Here is a 13,390-nt window from a genome sequence, read left to right as displayed (position 1 = left end):
CCGGGTGCACCATCCGGCCGACGGGCACGCGGGGCGCCGACGGCACGACGGAAGAGCCGGCGGGCACGCCGAGACTCGGCGGGGGCGCCGAGAGTGGACGGGCGCGCCGAGCGCCGGCGGGCGCGCCGGGGGAGGGGGACCCGGCGGCTGAGGGACCCGCGCCTCGCGCGGAGTGAGCAGTGGGCGGGGTTCGGCGCGGTACCCGCGGCATCGCGGCTACAGCGCCCCGTACACCGCCTCCACCAGCGCCATCTTGCGCGGGTCGTCGGCGATGCGCGGGCCCATGCGGTTCATCACATAGCCCAGAGCCACTCCCGCGTCCGGGTCCGCCAGACCGCAGGACCCCCCGAAGCCGTCGTGGCCGAAGGCGCGCGGGTTTGAGCCGTACGAGCAGTTCGGGCCGCTCAGCCACAGGCCGAGGGCGCACTCGGTGTCATGGGCGAAGCCCGCGCCCAGGACCAGGTCCCGGCAGGCGCCCTGGCCCTCGCGGGCGCGTTCGACGGCCTCGGGCGAGAGGACGCGGCGGCCGGCGCACAGGCCACGGTCGGCGAAAACGCCGTACAGCGCGGCCACCGCGCGGGCCGTGCCGTGACCGTTGGCCGCCGGCAGGTGGGCGGCCCGCCACCGCGGGGTGTTGGCCTGGGCGGCGCCGACGAGCGGGTTGGCCAGGGCCGCCTGAGCAGCGGGTGCCATTTGGGCGAAGACGGCCGCTCGTTGGCCCGGCGTCGCGGCGGGCGGGTGGACGAGCTCGGCGGCGCGGTCCGCGTCCTTCTCCGGCAGTCCGATGCTGAAGTCGATCCCGAGCGGCCCGGTGATCTCCTGGTTCAGGAAGTCGCCGGGCAGCCGGCCGGTGATCCGCCGGATCACCTCGCCGACCAGGAAGCCGTACGTCATCGCGTGATAGCCGGAGCGGGTCCCGGGCTCCCACCACGGCTCCATCCCCGCCAGCCGCGCGGTCGTCGCCTCCCAGTCGTACAGCTCCGCCAGGGTGAGCGGCTCCCGAAGCCCGCTCAGGCCCGCGCGGTGCGAAAGGAGATGGCGTACCGGGAGCGACTCCTTGCCCGCCGCCGCGAACTCCGGCCAGTACGAGGCGACGGGCGCGTCCAGGTCGAGCAGCCCCCGGTCCGCGAGCAGATGGGCGCACAGAGCGGTAACACCCTTGGTCGTGGACCAGACGTTGACGACGGTGTCGCGTTCCCACGGGCGGGTGCGCGCGCCGTCCGCCCAGCCGCCCCACAGGTCGACCACGGTCTCTCCGCCCAACTGGACCGTCACCGCGGCGCCCAGTTCGTCCCGCTCCCGGAAGTTGGCCTCGAACGCCTCGCGTACGGCGGTGAAACGGCCGTCGCAGTGCCCCTCGATCCGGGGACCCGGTACGGACTCGGTCATGGGTTCTCCTCCACGGCGCAGGTGTCGATGGGTGCCGTAAGTGCGGTGGGTGTCGCCTTGGGACGCCTCGGGACGCCGCGTGGCGGCGACTGACACGCAACGTACCGACTGGTCGGACCGGAGGGAAGAAGGCAGGCCGGGTCCGGTTCGGACCTGTGCGGCCGACAATGAGGGGCGGCCACGGCTTCGGGCCGCGGCCGCCCCCGGTGCGGACCTCCGTCACTCAGGGGCCGTTCGGACCCCCGGCGACAGGGGCGCGGTCAGACGCCCGGCGGCACCCGTCCCGGCCGTCCGGATCCCCGGGTGAGGCAGTAGCCCCCGATGGCCGCGAGGGCGGCGAGCACCCCTCCGACCCCGGTCCAGACCCAGCGGTCGGACCACCAGCCGGAGGACCAGCCGTCCTGCGGCGCACCGACCCCCGACGCCTCGTCCGAGCTCTCGTCCGACTTCTCGTCCGACTTCTCGTCCGAATTCTGGGCCGAGGCGTTGGACGTCCCCTGCGGCGACGTGCTCCCGCCGGCGGCGCCCGGCGCCCGGACCAGCGCGCCCGGCACCAGCGGGGTGGAGAGGGAGCCGTCCACCGCACGGGCGCCACCCGCGTCCTTCGACACGGCTTCCAACGCCACCCGGACCGGCAGACCCAGGTCCTCCTTCGGCAGGTCCACGACCGTCAGCCGGACGTAGTAGCTGCCCGGCAGTGGATCGTTCGCCCACGGCTCGGCCCACGAGCGGACCGCCCGCAGCGTGCAGGACAGCTCGGCCGTGGCGGCCTCCTTGGCCGCCACCCTGGTCTGCATTCCGTACACGCAGGCCTGGCGGCGGCGCAGCCCGTCGTACACGTCGAGCTGCCAGGTCGAAGCCCCGTGCCGGGCCGCGGACTCGGGGAGTGTGACGCTCGCCCTCACCGTCACCCGCTGCCCCGCATCCACGGGCACCACCCAGTAGAGGTAGTCACCGGCCGAGGCGCCGGCGGTGGCCTTCTGGCCCTGCTGGAGACCGGTCGCGGTTCGGAAGGTGGTTCCCGCCTCGGTCGGGGCGGCACCCTCCTTGCCCGGAGACGGGCTCGCCGAAGGGCTGTCCGCCGAGGACGGTCCGGCCACTGCGAGGAGGGCGGCGCCCGCCAGCAGTGCGGTGGTCAGTATGCGTACGGTACGCATCAGTTGGTCCTCCAGACGGAGATGCGCCAGCGCGAGATCCAGCCCCACAGCAGACCGGCCACGAAGCCCGTCAGCACCAGCACACCGAGGAGCCACCAGCCGCGGCCGAGGCCGAAGGAGGCGACGTCGGACGCCTCGTCGGGCCCGTCGACGACGTCGATGGTCAGCTCGACGGGAAGGCCCGGGGTGGTCTTGACCGAGGCCGGAGCCGAGAAGGAGTTGCTGACCTGCAGGCAGACCGTCTCGGCCACCGGCTTCTCGTCGCCGTCGCCGTCCGTACCCTCGCGCGGCGCCTTCGGGTAGCGCAGGCCCGCCGAGATCACATCGGTGCGGCCGTTGCCCGCCTCCGAGCCCCGGACGATCTCCCGGCCGTGCACGGTCACCGCGCGCAGCAGGACACCGTAGTCGTCGTTGACGGCACGGTCGGCCGCGACGCTGACCGAAGCGCGCAGCTCCTGGCCGGGCAGTACGTCCACGCGGTACCAGCGGTGCTCGCCGAACGACTCGCGGTCGCTGTACAGACCCGCCCCGAGCTGCGGGGCCTTAGCGCACTCCTTCGCCCCCTGGGTGGCCACCGGCGTCACCACCGGGTCGGCCGCGCGGTCGACCAACTGCCTTACGCGTCCGGAGAGTTGATCCGTATGCTGCACGGAGGTGTAGGTCCCGCCGGTGGCCTCGGCGATACAACTCAGCTGATCACGGGTCTTGGCATCGGGGACCAGGCCCAGTGTGTCGATGACCAGATGGATCCCCTGGGCGGCGATGTCACGCGCCACCTCGCACGGGTCGAGCGGGGCGCAGGTGTCCTCGCCGTCCGTGATGAGCACGATCCGCCGGGTCGCCTCACCCCCCTTGAGGTCCTCGGCCGCCCCCAGCAGCGCCGGCCCGATCGGCGTCCAGCCCGTGGGAGCCAGGGTGGCGACGGCGGTCTTCGCCTCCACCCGGTCGAGCGGCCCGACCGGATAGAGCTGCTTGGTGTCCTTGCAGCCGAGCTTCTTGTCCTGCCCGGCGTAGGTGGCGCCGAGGGTGCGTATGCCCAGCTGCACCTCGTCGGGCACCGCGTCCAGCACCTCGTTGAACGCCTGCTTCGCCGCGGCCATGCGTGTCTTGCCGTCGATGTCGCGTGCCCGCATCGATCCGCTGACGTCGAGCACCAACTCGACCTTGGGGGAGGGCTCGGCCGCGCGCCCGTCGTCGGCGGCGGCGCTGCCCGGGACGAGCCCGACAGCCAGTACGGCGAACAGGGCGCAGGCCCCGGCCGCCAGCCGTTTTCTTGTGATCATCGCCGGATCGTAGTGATGATCTCCCGGCAATCCAAAACGAGCCCGGGACAACGGCGTTCACGGCGCCCGGCGACGCCGTGACGCGGCCTCAGTGAGCGGCGAAGTCCTGGGTCCACCAGGGCCCGCCCGCTCCGCTGGTGAAACCCAGTCCCATGTGAGTGAAGCGGCAGTTGAGGATGTTGTCGCGATGACCGGCGTCGCCCATCCAGCCGTCCACGGCGGCGTCGGCGGTCTTCGGGCCCCGGTGGATGTTCTCGGCCCAGGCACTCCACTTGTACCCCGCGGCCGAGATCCGCTCGCCCGGTCCGACCCCCTCGGGACTGGTGTGCTCGTCATAGCCGCGTGTGGCCATGTCGTCCGCGTGCCGCTGGGCGGCCCGGTGGAGCTGCGAGTCGGTGCGCACCGGACCGCACCCCGCTCGCCTCCGCTCGGCGTTGACCAGGTCGAGAACCTGCTGCTCGACACTCGGTCGCTCCCGGGCGGCCGACCGCGAAGGCGCCGCCGGGGTGGGCGACTTCTTCGACGCCGAGGCAGACGCCGTGGAGGTCTCCGCGCTCGAGGTCGGTGGCACCTGCGGCGCGGACGGTACGGAGCTGGGCGCGGGAGCCGTCGGCTGAGGCCCGCCGTCCCCCGGGCGCTGAGCCCTGGGGCCCGCGCCGGGCTCCCAGGGGCGCAGCACGATGGCGGTGGCCGCCGCCAGAAGCGCCGCCACGGCGACGACGGCCGAGGTACGGGGCCGGCGGCCCGGCCGCGCCCGCGAGCCTCGTGGCGCGGCGTGCGAAGGGCCGGGCAGAGGGCCGGTGTCCTCGGCGGCCATGGGCGAAGGGCCGTCCGCGACGTTGGTGGGGGCGTACTCGGGAACGTACGACCGGGACGCGTCGGGAACGGCCTGTCCGGAGCCGTACGGCGAGGGCGCGCTGCTGTCGAAGGTGTACCGCTCGGAGGGCGCGCTGCTGTCGAAGGCGTACGGCTGCGAGGGCGCGGCGCTTTCCGGGACGGGCGGCCCGGCCGGGTCCGTCGCGGTGCCTGCCGTCAGGTGGAGCAGCTCGGACCCGTCCGGCTCGGGCAAGGACAGGGCGAACGGGACCGGCACCAGGCTCAGGCGGGCCAGCAGCCCCTCGGCGGGCACCAGATCCTCCGAGCGCCCCGAACACTCGGCACACCCACGGACGTGCCGCGCCATGCGTTTGCGCCACAGCGCGGACGGCGCCCCGTCCCACAGCGTGGTGAGCGTGGTCAGATCGGGGCAGCCCGGCAGTGCGGCGAGCGCGCGCACGACCAGCCGTCCGGCCTCCAGCCGCTCCTTCATCCGCTGGACGCGGACGGCGGCATGGGCGGGGGCGATACCGAGGGCGTCGGCCAGTTCGGGCCGGGTGATCTCGCCCGCCGCCTCCAGCCACCACAGGGCCAGCAGCTCCCGGTCCTCGGCGTCGAGCCAGCGGGTGGCCTCCGCCACCTCCCGGCGCTGTCCCGACAGTCCGAGGCGCAGGATCGTGAGCTCCACGAAGTCGGCGCGGGGGTCCGCGACTTCCCGCGCGGCGTCGAGGCCGTCGACCGGCGGCCAGGCGCCGGCCGACCAGTGGCGGCGGACCTGGTTCATCGCTATGGCGATCAGCCAGGACCTGAACGCCCCCGGGTCGCGCAGGTCGTCGAGACCGCGCAGGGCGCGCACCATGGTCTCCTGCACGACGTCGTCCACGTCGGCGTGCCCGCCGAGCGCGCGGCCGACAACGTTGTAGACCAGTGGCAGGTGGGCAGCGAGTACTTGCTCCCGGGCGGCCGTGTCCCCGGCCACGGCAGCCGCCACCTTCACGGCCTCTGCATCGTTCTCCACGCCCACCCGCCCCACGCCGAACCGTTTCTGCCTGTCCACCGGCTCACGCCCTCCCCGCGCCCCTGACCATGGGAGGCCTCAGGAGGAGGCACCGAAGTTCTGGGTCCACCAGGGACCGTTCGCACTCAGGTTGATGCCGACGCCGATCTCTTTGAAGGCGCAGTTGAGGATGTTGTCACGGTGCCCGGGGCTCTTCATCCACCCGGCCATCGCGGTACGGGCGTTCTTGGGGCTCTTGAAGATGTTTTCGCCGTATGTGCGCCAGTGATATCCGGCGGCGGTGATGCGGTCGCCCGGTCCGACGCCCTCCGGAGTGGAGTGGGCGTAGAAGTTCCGGGCCGCCATGTCGTCGGAGTGCCGCTGGGCGGCGGTCCGGAGCCTGGCGTTGGGGGCGACGGGGGAGCAGCCGTGCTTGGCGCGCTCATCGTTGACCATGTCGATGACCTGTTGGGCGAGCCGCCTGGTGGTCCCGCCCTCCTGGTCGTTCACGACCGGGGCCTTACGGGTCTCCCCGGAGCCGGAGCCGGAGCCGGAGCCGGGCCCGGAGCCGGGCCCGGAGCTGCGGGTGCTGCCGGAAGCGTCGGCCGCGTGGCTGCGGCGGGTGTTCGCGGTGGGTGTCCTCGCCGGTGCCGTGCGCGCCGCGCCGGTGGGTGCTGTGGAGGGCGTCGCCTTCGGGCTCGCGCCACGCGTGGCCGTGGGCGAAGCGGACCCGGTGGCTCCGTCGGACGGGCCGGCGGACGGCAGGCCGCCGGGTGGGAGCGCACCCGGAGCGGGAGGGGCCTCGGCGACCGTACGAGCCTCGCCGCCGGAATCCGGCAGGGACTGGACGACGCCGTAGCCGCCACCCGCGACGGCTATCAGCGCCACCGCGCCGCCCGCGACCGCCGCGCGCCGGGGCGGACGGTTGCGGTGCGCGCCGCGCCGACGGGCACGCCGGGCGGGCGCGGCGGCGGGGGTGGACACGTACGGCGACGGCTTGGCTTCCTCGTTCATGTTGCTCAACTTTCCGGTGCGGGGGGTCGATGAGTGCTGGTCCACACTCAGGAGACCTGCCGGCCGGACGCCGATAACAGAAACTCGTGGACGATCTTCCAGCCATCGACGATCGGCCACACGCCGACCGCGCCCGCCCGTCCGCCCACCGGCCGGCTGTCCTGCCTCTGGGCACTGACAGCCGAGCTCGCGCAGGAACGGTGCTGACGGGCGGCGAAGGCCCGGCGGCCGCGTTCGACGTGCTGGCTCGAGCGTACGTACGGCGCTGGAGAACGGCCTGGCCGTCAGACGTGTGCCTGGTTCGTTCTGGCCCACGAAATACCTTGTGCGCCACAGGAGTTCGACGATTTTGCCGGGGCTGGAGTGGCATGACTCCAAGTGAGTGAACGGCATCCGGCAGTGCGCTCCGCCCCCGGGATACGCGGGGCCCCGGCCGACATTGGTACGGACATCTGGCGACCGATGAACGCCCCGTCGCCCGAACGGAGTTCGGGCCGCTGCCTCACCTCCGCACGACCGGAGTCCGGTCCCGAAGGTCGAGCGGAGTTTCGAAAAGCGCCCTCATACGGGCAGGTTGCGCGCCAGAACAGTCACATCACTTAAAGAACGAAGCCAGCACCCGGGCGGGTTGCCGCGTTGCCATACTGCTGGCCTCGCACAGAACAGACGTGCTCCTTCCGTGCTCCCCCTGTACTCCCGCCGTTCGTACGCAGACCCACCCCTCCCACGCCCGTTGACGCCTACTCCTGAGAGAAGTGATCGATGGCCTCCGAGCGCTCTGACACCACGGCCGGGAGCGGCGGTGGGGAAACCGCCGCCCTGGCGCTGAAGATCCTGGTCGCCGGTGGTTTCGGCGTCGGCAAGACGACGCTGGTGGGCTCGGTCAGCGAGATCCGGCCGCTGCGGACCGAGGAACTGCTCAGCGAGGCGGGGCAGTCCGTCGACGACACCGGGGGAGTGGACCAGAAGACCACGACGACCGTCGCCATGGACTTCGGCCGCATCACGATCCGCTCGGGCCTCTCCCTTTACTTGTTCGGCACCCCTGGACAGGACCGCTTCTGGTTCCTGTGGGACGAGCTGTCCCAGGGGTCGCTCGGGGCGGTCGTGCTGGCCGACACCCGCCGCTTGGAGGACTGTTTTCCCGCCGTCGACTACTTCGAGCACCGCGGGATCCCCTTCGTCGTCGCCGTCAACTGCTTCCCGGGCGCCCGTTCCTACGGCGCGCACGACGTGTCGCGCGCACTCGATCTCGACCGGGGCACGCCCGTCGTGCTGTGCGACGCACGGGACCGGGACTCGGGCAAGGAGGTCCTGATCCGGCTCGTCGAGTACGCGGGCCGGATGCATACGGCGCGTCTGCTCAACTCCGTGAGTTAGGGCGCCGCCCCGCCGCGTCGGCGAACGGGCCCGGGGGCTGGCCGGTCGGCTGAGGGCGGTTCGGTAGACGGCCTCTCTAGTAGACACTGTCTACTATCTCTGGTAGACAGTGTCTATGAATGATCAGGACAGCGGTCTCCGGTCCCGGCTCGTGCGGGTCGGCGTCGAGTTGGTGGCCGAGCACGGCGGACAGGCCTTGTCCCTGCGGGAGATCGCTCGCGCTGCCGGGGTCTCGCACGGAGCTCCCCGGCGCTACTTCCCCACCCATGTCGACCTGTTGTCCGCCATCGCCCGCGAGGGCTTCGCGGACCTGGCCGGGCGTGTCGCCGACGCGCTCGCCGACACGCAGGCCGCTCCCCGCGACCAGCTCATGACACTCGGGCGGATCTATCTCGACTTCGCGCTGTCCCAGCGCGGCATGTATGAACTCATGTTCCGCCACGACCTGCTGGAGAGCGGGCGACTGGGTCTGCGTGACACGAGCCTGCCGCTCTTCGCGGTTCTCGGGGAACTGATCGAACGGGCGGGGCCCCGGCCCGGCGCGGAACCGGCGGTCGTCGCCGGGGCGCTGTGGGCGAACCTGCATGGCATCGCCCAGCTGTGGGGATGGGGAAGCCTTCAGCTCGCGACGGGAGCCGAGGCCGTCGATCCGCTGCTCGCCGCGGCGCTGGACGCGCACCTGGGACGGGACACCGCCCGATGACTTCCGGGACCAGCACACCCTCCGAGACCTCCGGGTCCTCCCGGGCCTCCGCGCGCCCGCCCCGCCGCGCGGCCTCCGCCCGGGCATCCACCGCCTCCGAGGACTCTCCCATCTCCGTGCGTCAGCGGCGCCTCACCCTTGCCGGCAGCATCACCGGCGCCGTGATCGTCGCTCTCGACGGCACCGTACTGACCCTCGCCCAGCCGGCCATGCAGCGCGACCTCCACGCCTCGTTCGTCCAGGTCCAGTGGACCAGTACGGGATATCTGATCGCCGTGGCGACTCTGCTCGTCTTCGCCGGACGGCTCGGCGACCGGTACGGGCACCAACGGATCTTCGCCATCGGTGTACTGGGCTTCGCCGCCGCGTCGGCCGGCATCGGCCTGGCGCCCGGCATCGCCTGGGTGATCGCTCTGAGGGTCGTCCAGGGCGTGTTCGGCGCGCTGCTGCAACCGGCGACCCTCGGAACGCTCCGCGCGGCCTATCCGGGCGACCGGCTCGCCATGCCCCTGGCCCTGCGCACCAGCGCCATCGGGCTCTCGGCCGCGGCCGGCCCGCTCATCGGCGGCGCGCTCGCCGCCCACTTCGGCTGGCGGGCCGTCTTCTTCATCGGCGTGGCGCCCGCGCTCGCCGTCGGTGTGCCGGCCCTCGTCGTCAGGCTTCCGGCGCCGAGGAATGCCTCGGAGATCAGGCTCGACCTGCCCGGGGCCTGCCTCCTCGGTCTGGCGCTGGTGTGTCTCGTCCACACCCTGGTCTCCGTGGCGGAGTCGGGCTGGACGGTATCCACCGGGATGGGGCTGGCCGGTGCAACGGCCGCCGGGGGCGCCTTCGCCCGGCACGAGAGGCGCACCGCGAACCCGCTGATCCCACCGAGTGTGCTGCGCTCGGCCACCGTCGGACACGCGCTCGGCGTCCTGGTGACGGCCTCGGCGGCGATGTTCGGGGCGCTGTTCCTCGGCACGTACTTCCTTCAGGACGTCCTCGCGCTGGATCCACTGCGCAGCAGCCTGCGAGTGCTGCCGCTGGCCGTGATGATGGTCCTCGCCGCGCCGCTGTCCGCCATGGTGCAGCGCAGGCAGGGCCCACGTCGGACCACCACGGCGGGCGCGCTCCTCGTCGTCCTCGGCGCCCTTCTCCTGTCCCGGCTGGATCAGGGGGCGAGCTTCTGGGCGATCGGCGGAGGCTTCCTCGTCCTGGGCGCCGGTTTCGGCGCGGTCATGGTCACGGCGACGGCCGCGATCGTGCGACACGCGTCCGTCGAGAACGCCGGAGTGGCCGGAGGGCTCCAGCAGACGGCGATGAACATCGGCCCGGCGCTCGGTGTGGCCGTGGCCACGATGCTCATGACCCTCTTCACCCCGGAACCGGCCGTGGCACACGCTTCGGGCAGCGTCACGCGCTGGAGCGGCGACGCGTTCCTCGACGCGATGGGGCCCACGCTCGTGGTCCTCGCGGGCATCGCGCTCATGGGCGCGGCCCTCGCGGCGCGGCTGCCTCGCGTGTCTCCTCAGCCCCATGAGCCCGGTCAGCCCCGCTAGTCCGGTCCACTGCGTCAGCCGTGCCGGTCTCCCGGACCAAACGGCCCCCGCGCGCGACGCCACAGTGCGCCGCCGCGCGCCCCCAACGCCTCCGCCCGCTCCGCAGCTCGTGCCGACTTCTTGCCCTGCACACGTCAGTGCGTAAGGCTTGCGCGCACATGGGGACCGAGGGAGACCGCCCGGGTCCCACGGGAACCGCGACCACCGCAAACGGCGACTAATTACCGACTACTTGCACGGGATCACGGGGAACGCGTAAACGGGGAAGGACCGAAAATGGCGCTGGACAAGGGACTCGACTGGCTTTTGGACGACCTGACCAAGAGGGTCGAGTACATACGGCACGCCTTGGTGCTGTCCAACGACGGTCTGGTGACGGGAGCGAGCACAGGACTGGCACGTGAGGACGCGGAGCATCTCGCCGCCGTCTCCTCGGGGCTGCACAGCCTCGCACGGGGCTCGGGACGGCATTTCAGGGCGGGCAGGGCCAGGCAGACGATGGTGGAATTCGACGACGCGATGCTCTTTGTCACCGCCGCCGGTGAAGGCAGTTGCCTGTGCGTACTGAGCACGGCCGAGGCCGACGTCGGCCAGGTCGCCTACGAGATGACACTGCTGGTGAACCGCGTCGGCGAACACCTCGGCGTGGCTGCCCGCCAGCCCGGCCACGCGACCACCGGAGGCTTCTGACCTGCCACTTCGTGCCTCGCCGCGAAGTTGTCCACAGGCCGGGCGAGGAAGGGCCCGTCAGCGCTACGGTCGTCACCCAGAGTATTCACGACTCACGGGGGAGAACCGTCATGACGGTGGGGGAAGCCGTACGCACACTTTCGCCCGGCAGCGCGGCACAGCGACTTGAGCTCAAAAAAGCCGAGTTCGAGCTGGCCGTTCAGCTGGGCCACATTCGCACCGTGCCGCCAGGAACCCCGGGCGCACCGCGCAGAGTCACCCAGCAGGAGATCGAGCGGCTGCGCGCCGCCCCCGACTTCCCCGAGGGGATGCGCGGGCGCGTGCAGACGGTCGGCACGGCGGACGCCGCCGACCTGCTGGGCGTGCCACCGGACCGCTTCACGCGGCTGGCTCGGACGGGACACCTCAGCCCTGTCCGCTTCTACCTCAACCGCTATCGCGCGGTCGTCTGGCTCTATCTCGCCGGTGAGGTGTGCGAGTTCGGCGACGGACATCCGGAGCTGCTGACCGGCAGACTCCCGGCGGACGTCCGCGCCGGGCTGGCGGCCGGACAGGACGTCCGGCCACGGAACTGGCGCAGCCGCCGCCTCGGACTGCTCCTGCGGGCCACGGACGACCCTTGGGAGCAGGCGGCGGCCATCGCGTCGCTGCTCGACCCCGTGCAGGTGGCCGAGGTCGTCGACGATCCGTACGAGCGGTCCTATGTGAACCGGCTGCGCCCGGACGCGCCTCCGGGGCGCCCCGACTCCCTTGCGGCGCGCGAGATCGTGGACCGGCTGATGCTGGCGGACGAGCCGGACGAGATCCTCTGGCACCGGATGAGCCTGGCGATCACCCTCGACAAGGCCAGGACGGCACGGGCCGCGCCCAGGCCCGGGAGCGCCGTGCGCCCTGGCCGGGACACGGCGGTAGGGCCACGAGCCACCGCCCCACCGGTCCCTCCCGCGCCCCCTCTGTCGAGGCACCCGGCGCAGACAGGGCCACCGGGACGGCGCGTCCGCCGGGGACTGCTGAGTCGGCTACGGCTGCGGAAGGAGGCCCGCACAAGGGCGTGAGCGGCGCATCCTTCCCGTCCTTCCGTCCTTCCGTCCTTCCGCCCTTCCGAGCGCGTTCCGCCGCGATGGCTGCCCGCGCCGGCTGCCCGGCCCCGGCTACTGGCCCCGGGGGACCACGGTGGACAGGACGGCGGGCAGCGGATACCAGTCCGCCGAGACCACGCTCGCGAACCGGCCGGCCAGCAGGCCGAGGCGCTCACGGGCCTGTGTCTCCGTCGGATTCGTGCCGTCGATGGCCGGGGCGACCTGATGCGCGTCGGTCATTACGACCAGGTAGTTCTGGCGTCCGTACCAGGAGGTGTCGATCGAACCGTTCGTGTAAGCCGACGCGTCGCCGTCGAAGAGGACGAACCAGGGACGGATGCCGGCGTCCGCGTACCGAGCCCGCGGATCCCCGGCCTGCGCGCCGTGAACGGCCGGGAAGGCGCTCGCGTCGCGCAGCCGTCCGGCCGCCGCCAAGTCCCGGAGGTGCGTGGCGTATTCGCGGTCGGTCCACAGCGAATCGGCCGGGTTGTCCTCCTCGACCGTGCCGGGGATCAGCTCGACGACGAACTTCCCGGCCAGCGCGCCCCGGGCGGGCCAGCCGGCGGCCCGTACGGCGGTGTCGAGATCCGGCTGCCCGCCCGCGAGATCGGCAGGCCGGAACAGCGCGTCGCCGAGCCGGGCCGTCAGGAGAGCGTCCAGTGCCGCGGGCCCCCGGCCGTTCTTGCCCTGGAAGCCGTCCTTCATCTCCACCTTGAGCAGGATGGGGCGGTGGCCGGGGTGGGCGTTGTGCCAGGCCCGCATGTCGGCGAGGCACCCGCCGAGGTCCTGGTTGCGCGACTTGGCCCGCAGCTCGTCCGCGTTCGCCGCGTTCACGCAGTTGTTGTCGTTACCGAAGGGGTTGCTGTGGGAGACCCGCCAGGATCTGCCGAAGACATTGGTCCAGACGTCGAGTTCCAGCATGGCGGCGCCGGAGTCCAGGGCGTCGGCGAAGTAGGGGTACTTGGACTTCTCGTACGCGTTGTGCACACCCACACCGGTCGACGCCGAATAGGCGAGCTGACCGGAATCGACGGCCCGCGCATGCGCCGGCGCGAACGCCACGGCGAGCAGCGCGGCCGCCATCGTGGTCATGGCGGTGCGTAACGGCTTCCTCATGGTCCCCTGCCCTCCGTCGTGGCGCCTCAAGTGGAGGGAACAGTAAGGGAGTTGGGTGACCTACGGGAAGCAGGAGGCCAACGTTCCGGTGACGTACGGGTGCGGCGGAAAGGCCCCCGCGGCGCTGCCGTCGAACGGCGCGGCGTTCCTGGGCCCTGTGGGGGAGCAGTGGGCGGCACGCCGGACGGCCGTGCGGTCCGGACGGCCAGAGCGCCCCGGCGCGGAGCG

General features: G+C 72.4%; 11 protein-coding genes. 5 read left to right on the top strand and 6 right to left on the bottom strand.

The genetic code is table 11. The annotated features are described in order from the left end of the window. Positions 1 to 216: 216 nt before the first annotated feature. The 5 genes from ACZ5VC_RS31590 to ACZ5VC_RS31570 all read right to left on the bottom strand — a co-directional run bounded on the left by ACZ5VC_RS31590 (position 217) and on the right by ACZ5VC_RS31570 (position 6,656). Positions 217 to 1,389: a serine hydrolase domain-containing protein gene (locus ACZ5VC_RS31590; RefSeq protein WP_469123401.1), complete on the bottom strand. Its 1,173-nt coding sequence runs from the start codon at positions 1,387 to 1,389 to the stop codon at positions 217 to 219. A gap of 260 nt (positions 1,390 to 1,649) precedes the next feature. Further along, complete coding sequence (locus ACZ5VC_RS31585) at positions 1,650 to 2,546, bottom strand: hypothetical protein (protein ID WP_469123400.1); 897 nt, start codon at positions 2,544 to 2,546, stop codon at positions 1,650 to 1,652. Beyond that, positions 2,546 to 3,829: a VWA domain-containing protein gene (locus tag ACZ5VC_RS31580; protein ID WP_469123399.1), complete on the bottom strand. Its 1,284-nt coding sequence runs from the start codon at positions 3,827 to 3,829 to the stop codon at positions 2,546 to 2,548. Before ACZ5VC_RS31580 ends, ACZ5VC_RS31585 begins: the two co-directional genes overlap by 1 nt. A gap of 88 nt (positions 3,830 to 3,917) precedes the next feature. Next, positions 3,918 to 5,702 carry a sigma-70 family RNA polymerase sigma factor gene (locus tag ACZ5VC_RS31575; RefSeq protein ID WP_469123398.1) on the bottom strand — a complete coding sequence of 595 codons (1,785 nt, stop codon included), beginning with the start codon at positions 5,700 to 5,702 and terminating at the stop codon, positions 3,918 to 3,920. A 39-nt stretch (positions 5,703 to 5,741) separates the two neighbouring features. Next, the gene (locus ACZ5VC_RS31570) at positions 5,742 to 6,656 is read right to left on the bottom strand and encodes a CAP domain-containing protein (protein ID WP_469123397.1); all 915 of its coding nucleotides are present in this window, start codon (positions 6,654 to 6,656) and stop codon (positions 5,742 to 5,744) included. 762 nt (positions 6,657 to 7,418) lie between these two features. Here ACZ5VC_RS31570 and ACZ5VC_RS31565 point away from each other — a divergent pair. The 5 genes from ACZ5VC_RS31565 (at position 7,419) to ACZ5VC_RS31545 (ending at position 12,022) form a co-directional block, all read left to right on the top strand. After that, positions 7,419 to 8,036: a GTP-binding protein gene (locus ACZ5VC_RS31565; RefSeq protein ID WP_469123396.1), complete on the top strand. Its 618-nt coding sequence runs from the start codon at positions 7,419 to 7,421 to the stop codon at positions 8,034 to 8,036. A 115-nt stretch (positions 8,037 to 8,151) separates the two neighbouring features. Further along, positions 8,152 to 8,739, top strand: coding sequence for a TetR/AcrR family transcriptional regulator (locus tag ACZ5VC_RS31560; RefSeq protein WP_469123395.1), 588 nt, complete (start codon positions 8,152 to 8,154; stop codon positions 8,737 to 8,739). Then, positions 8,736 to 10,277 (top strand): MFS transporter, encoded by a 1,542-nt coding sequence (locus tag ACZ5VC_RS31555; protein WP_469123394.1) that lies wholly within the window; start codon positions 8,736 to 8,738, stop codon positions 10,275 to 10,277. Before ACZ5VC_RS31560 ends, ACZ5VC_RS31555 begins: the two co-directional genes overlap by 4 nt. Before the next feature lie 276 nt (positions 10,278 to 10,553). Further along, positions 10,554 to 10,967, top strand: a complete 414-nt coding sequence (locus tag ACZ5VC_RS31550) for a roadblock/LC7 domain-containing protein (RefSeq protein WP_469123393.1) — start codon at positions 10,554 to 10,556, stop codon at positions 10,965 to 10,967. Positions 10,968 to 11,077: 110 nt separating this feature from the next. Next, complete coding sequence (locus tag ACZ5VC_RS31545) at positions 11,078 to 12,022, top strand: DUF6397 family protein (RefSeq protein ID WP_469123392.1); 945 nt, start codon at positions 11,078 to 11,080, stop codon at positions 12,020 to 12,022. A 96-nt stretch (positions 12,023 to 12,118) separates the two neighbouring features. Here the strand turns inward: ACZ5VC_RS31545 and ACZ5VC_RS31540 are convergent, their stop codons facing one another. After that, entirely contained in the window at positions 12,119 to 13,162 is a 1,044-nt protein-coding gene (locus ACZ5VC_RS31540; protein WP_469123391.1) for a phosphatidylinositol-specific phospholipase C domain-containing protein, read from the bottom strand. Positions 13,163 to 13,390 lie beyond the last annotated feature (228 nt).

It is taken from the genome of Streptomyces sp. NPDC033174 (assembly GCF_055577795.1).
Note: the sequence above shows the minus strand (reverse complement) of the source record. Positions and strands in the feature narration are given on the sequence as shown.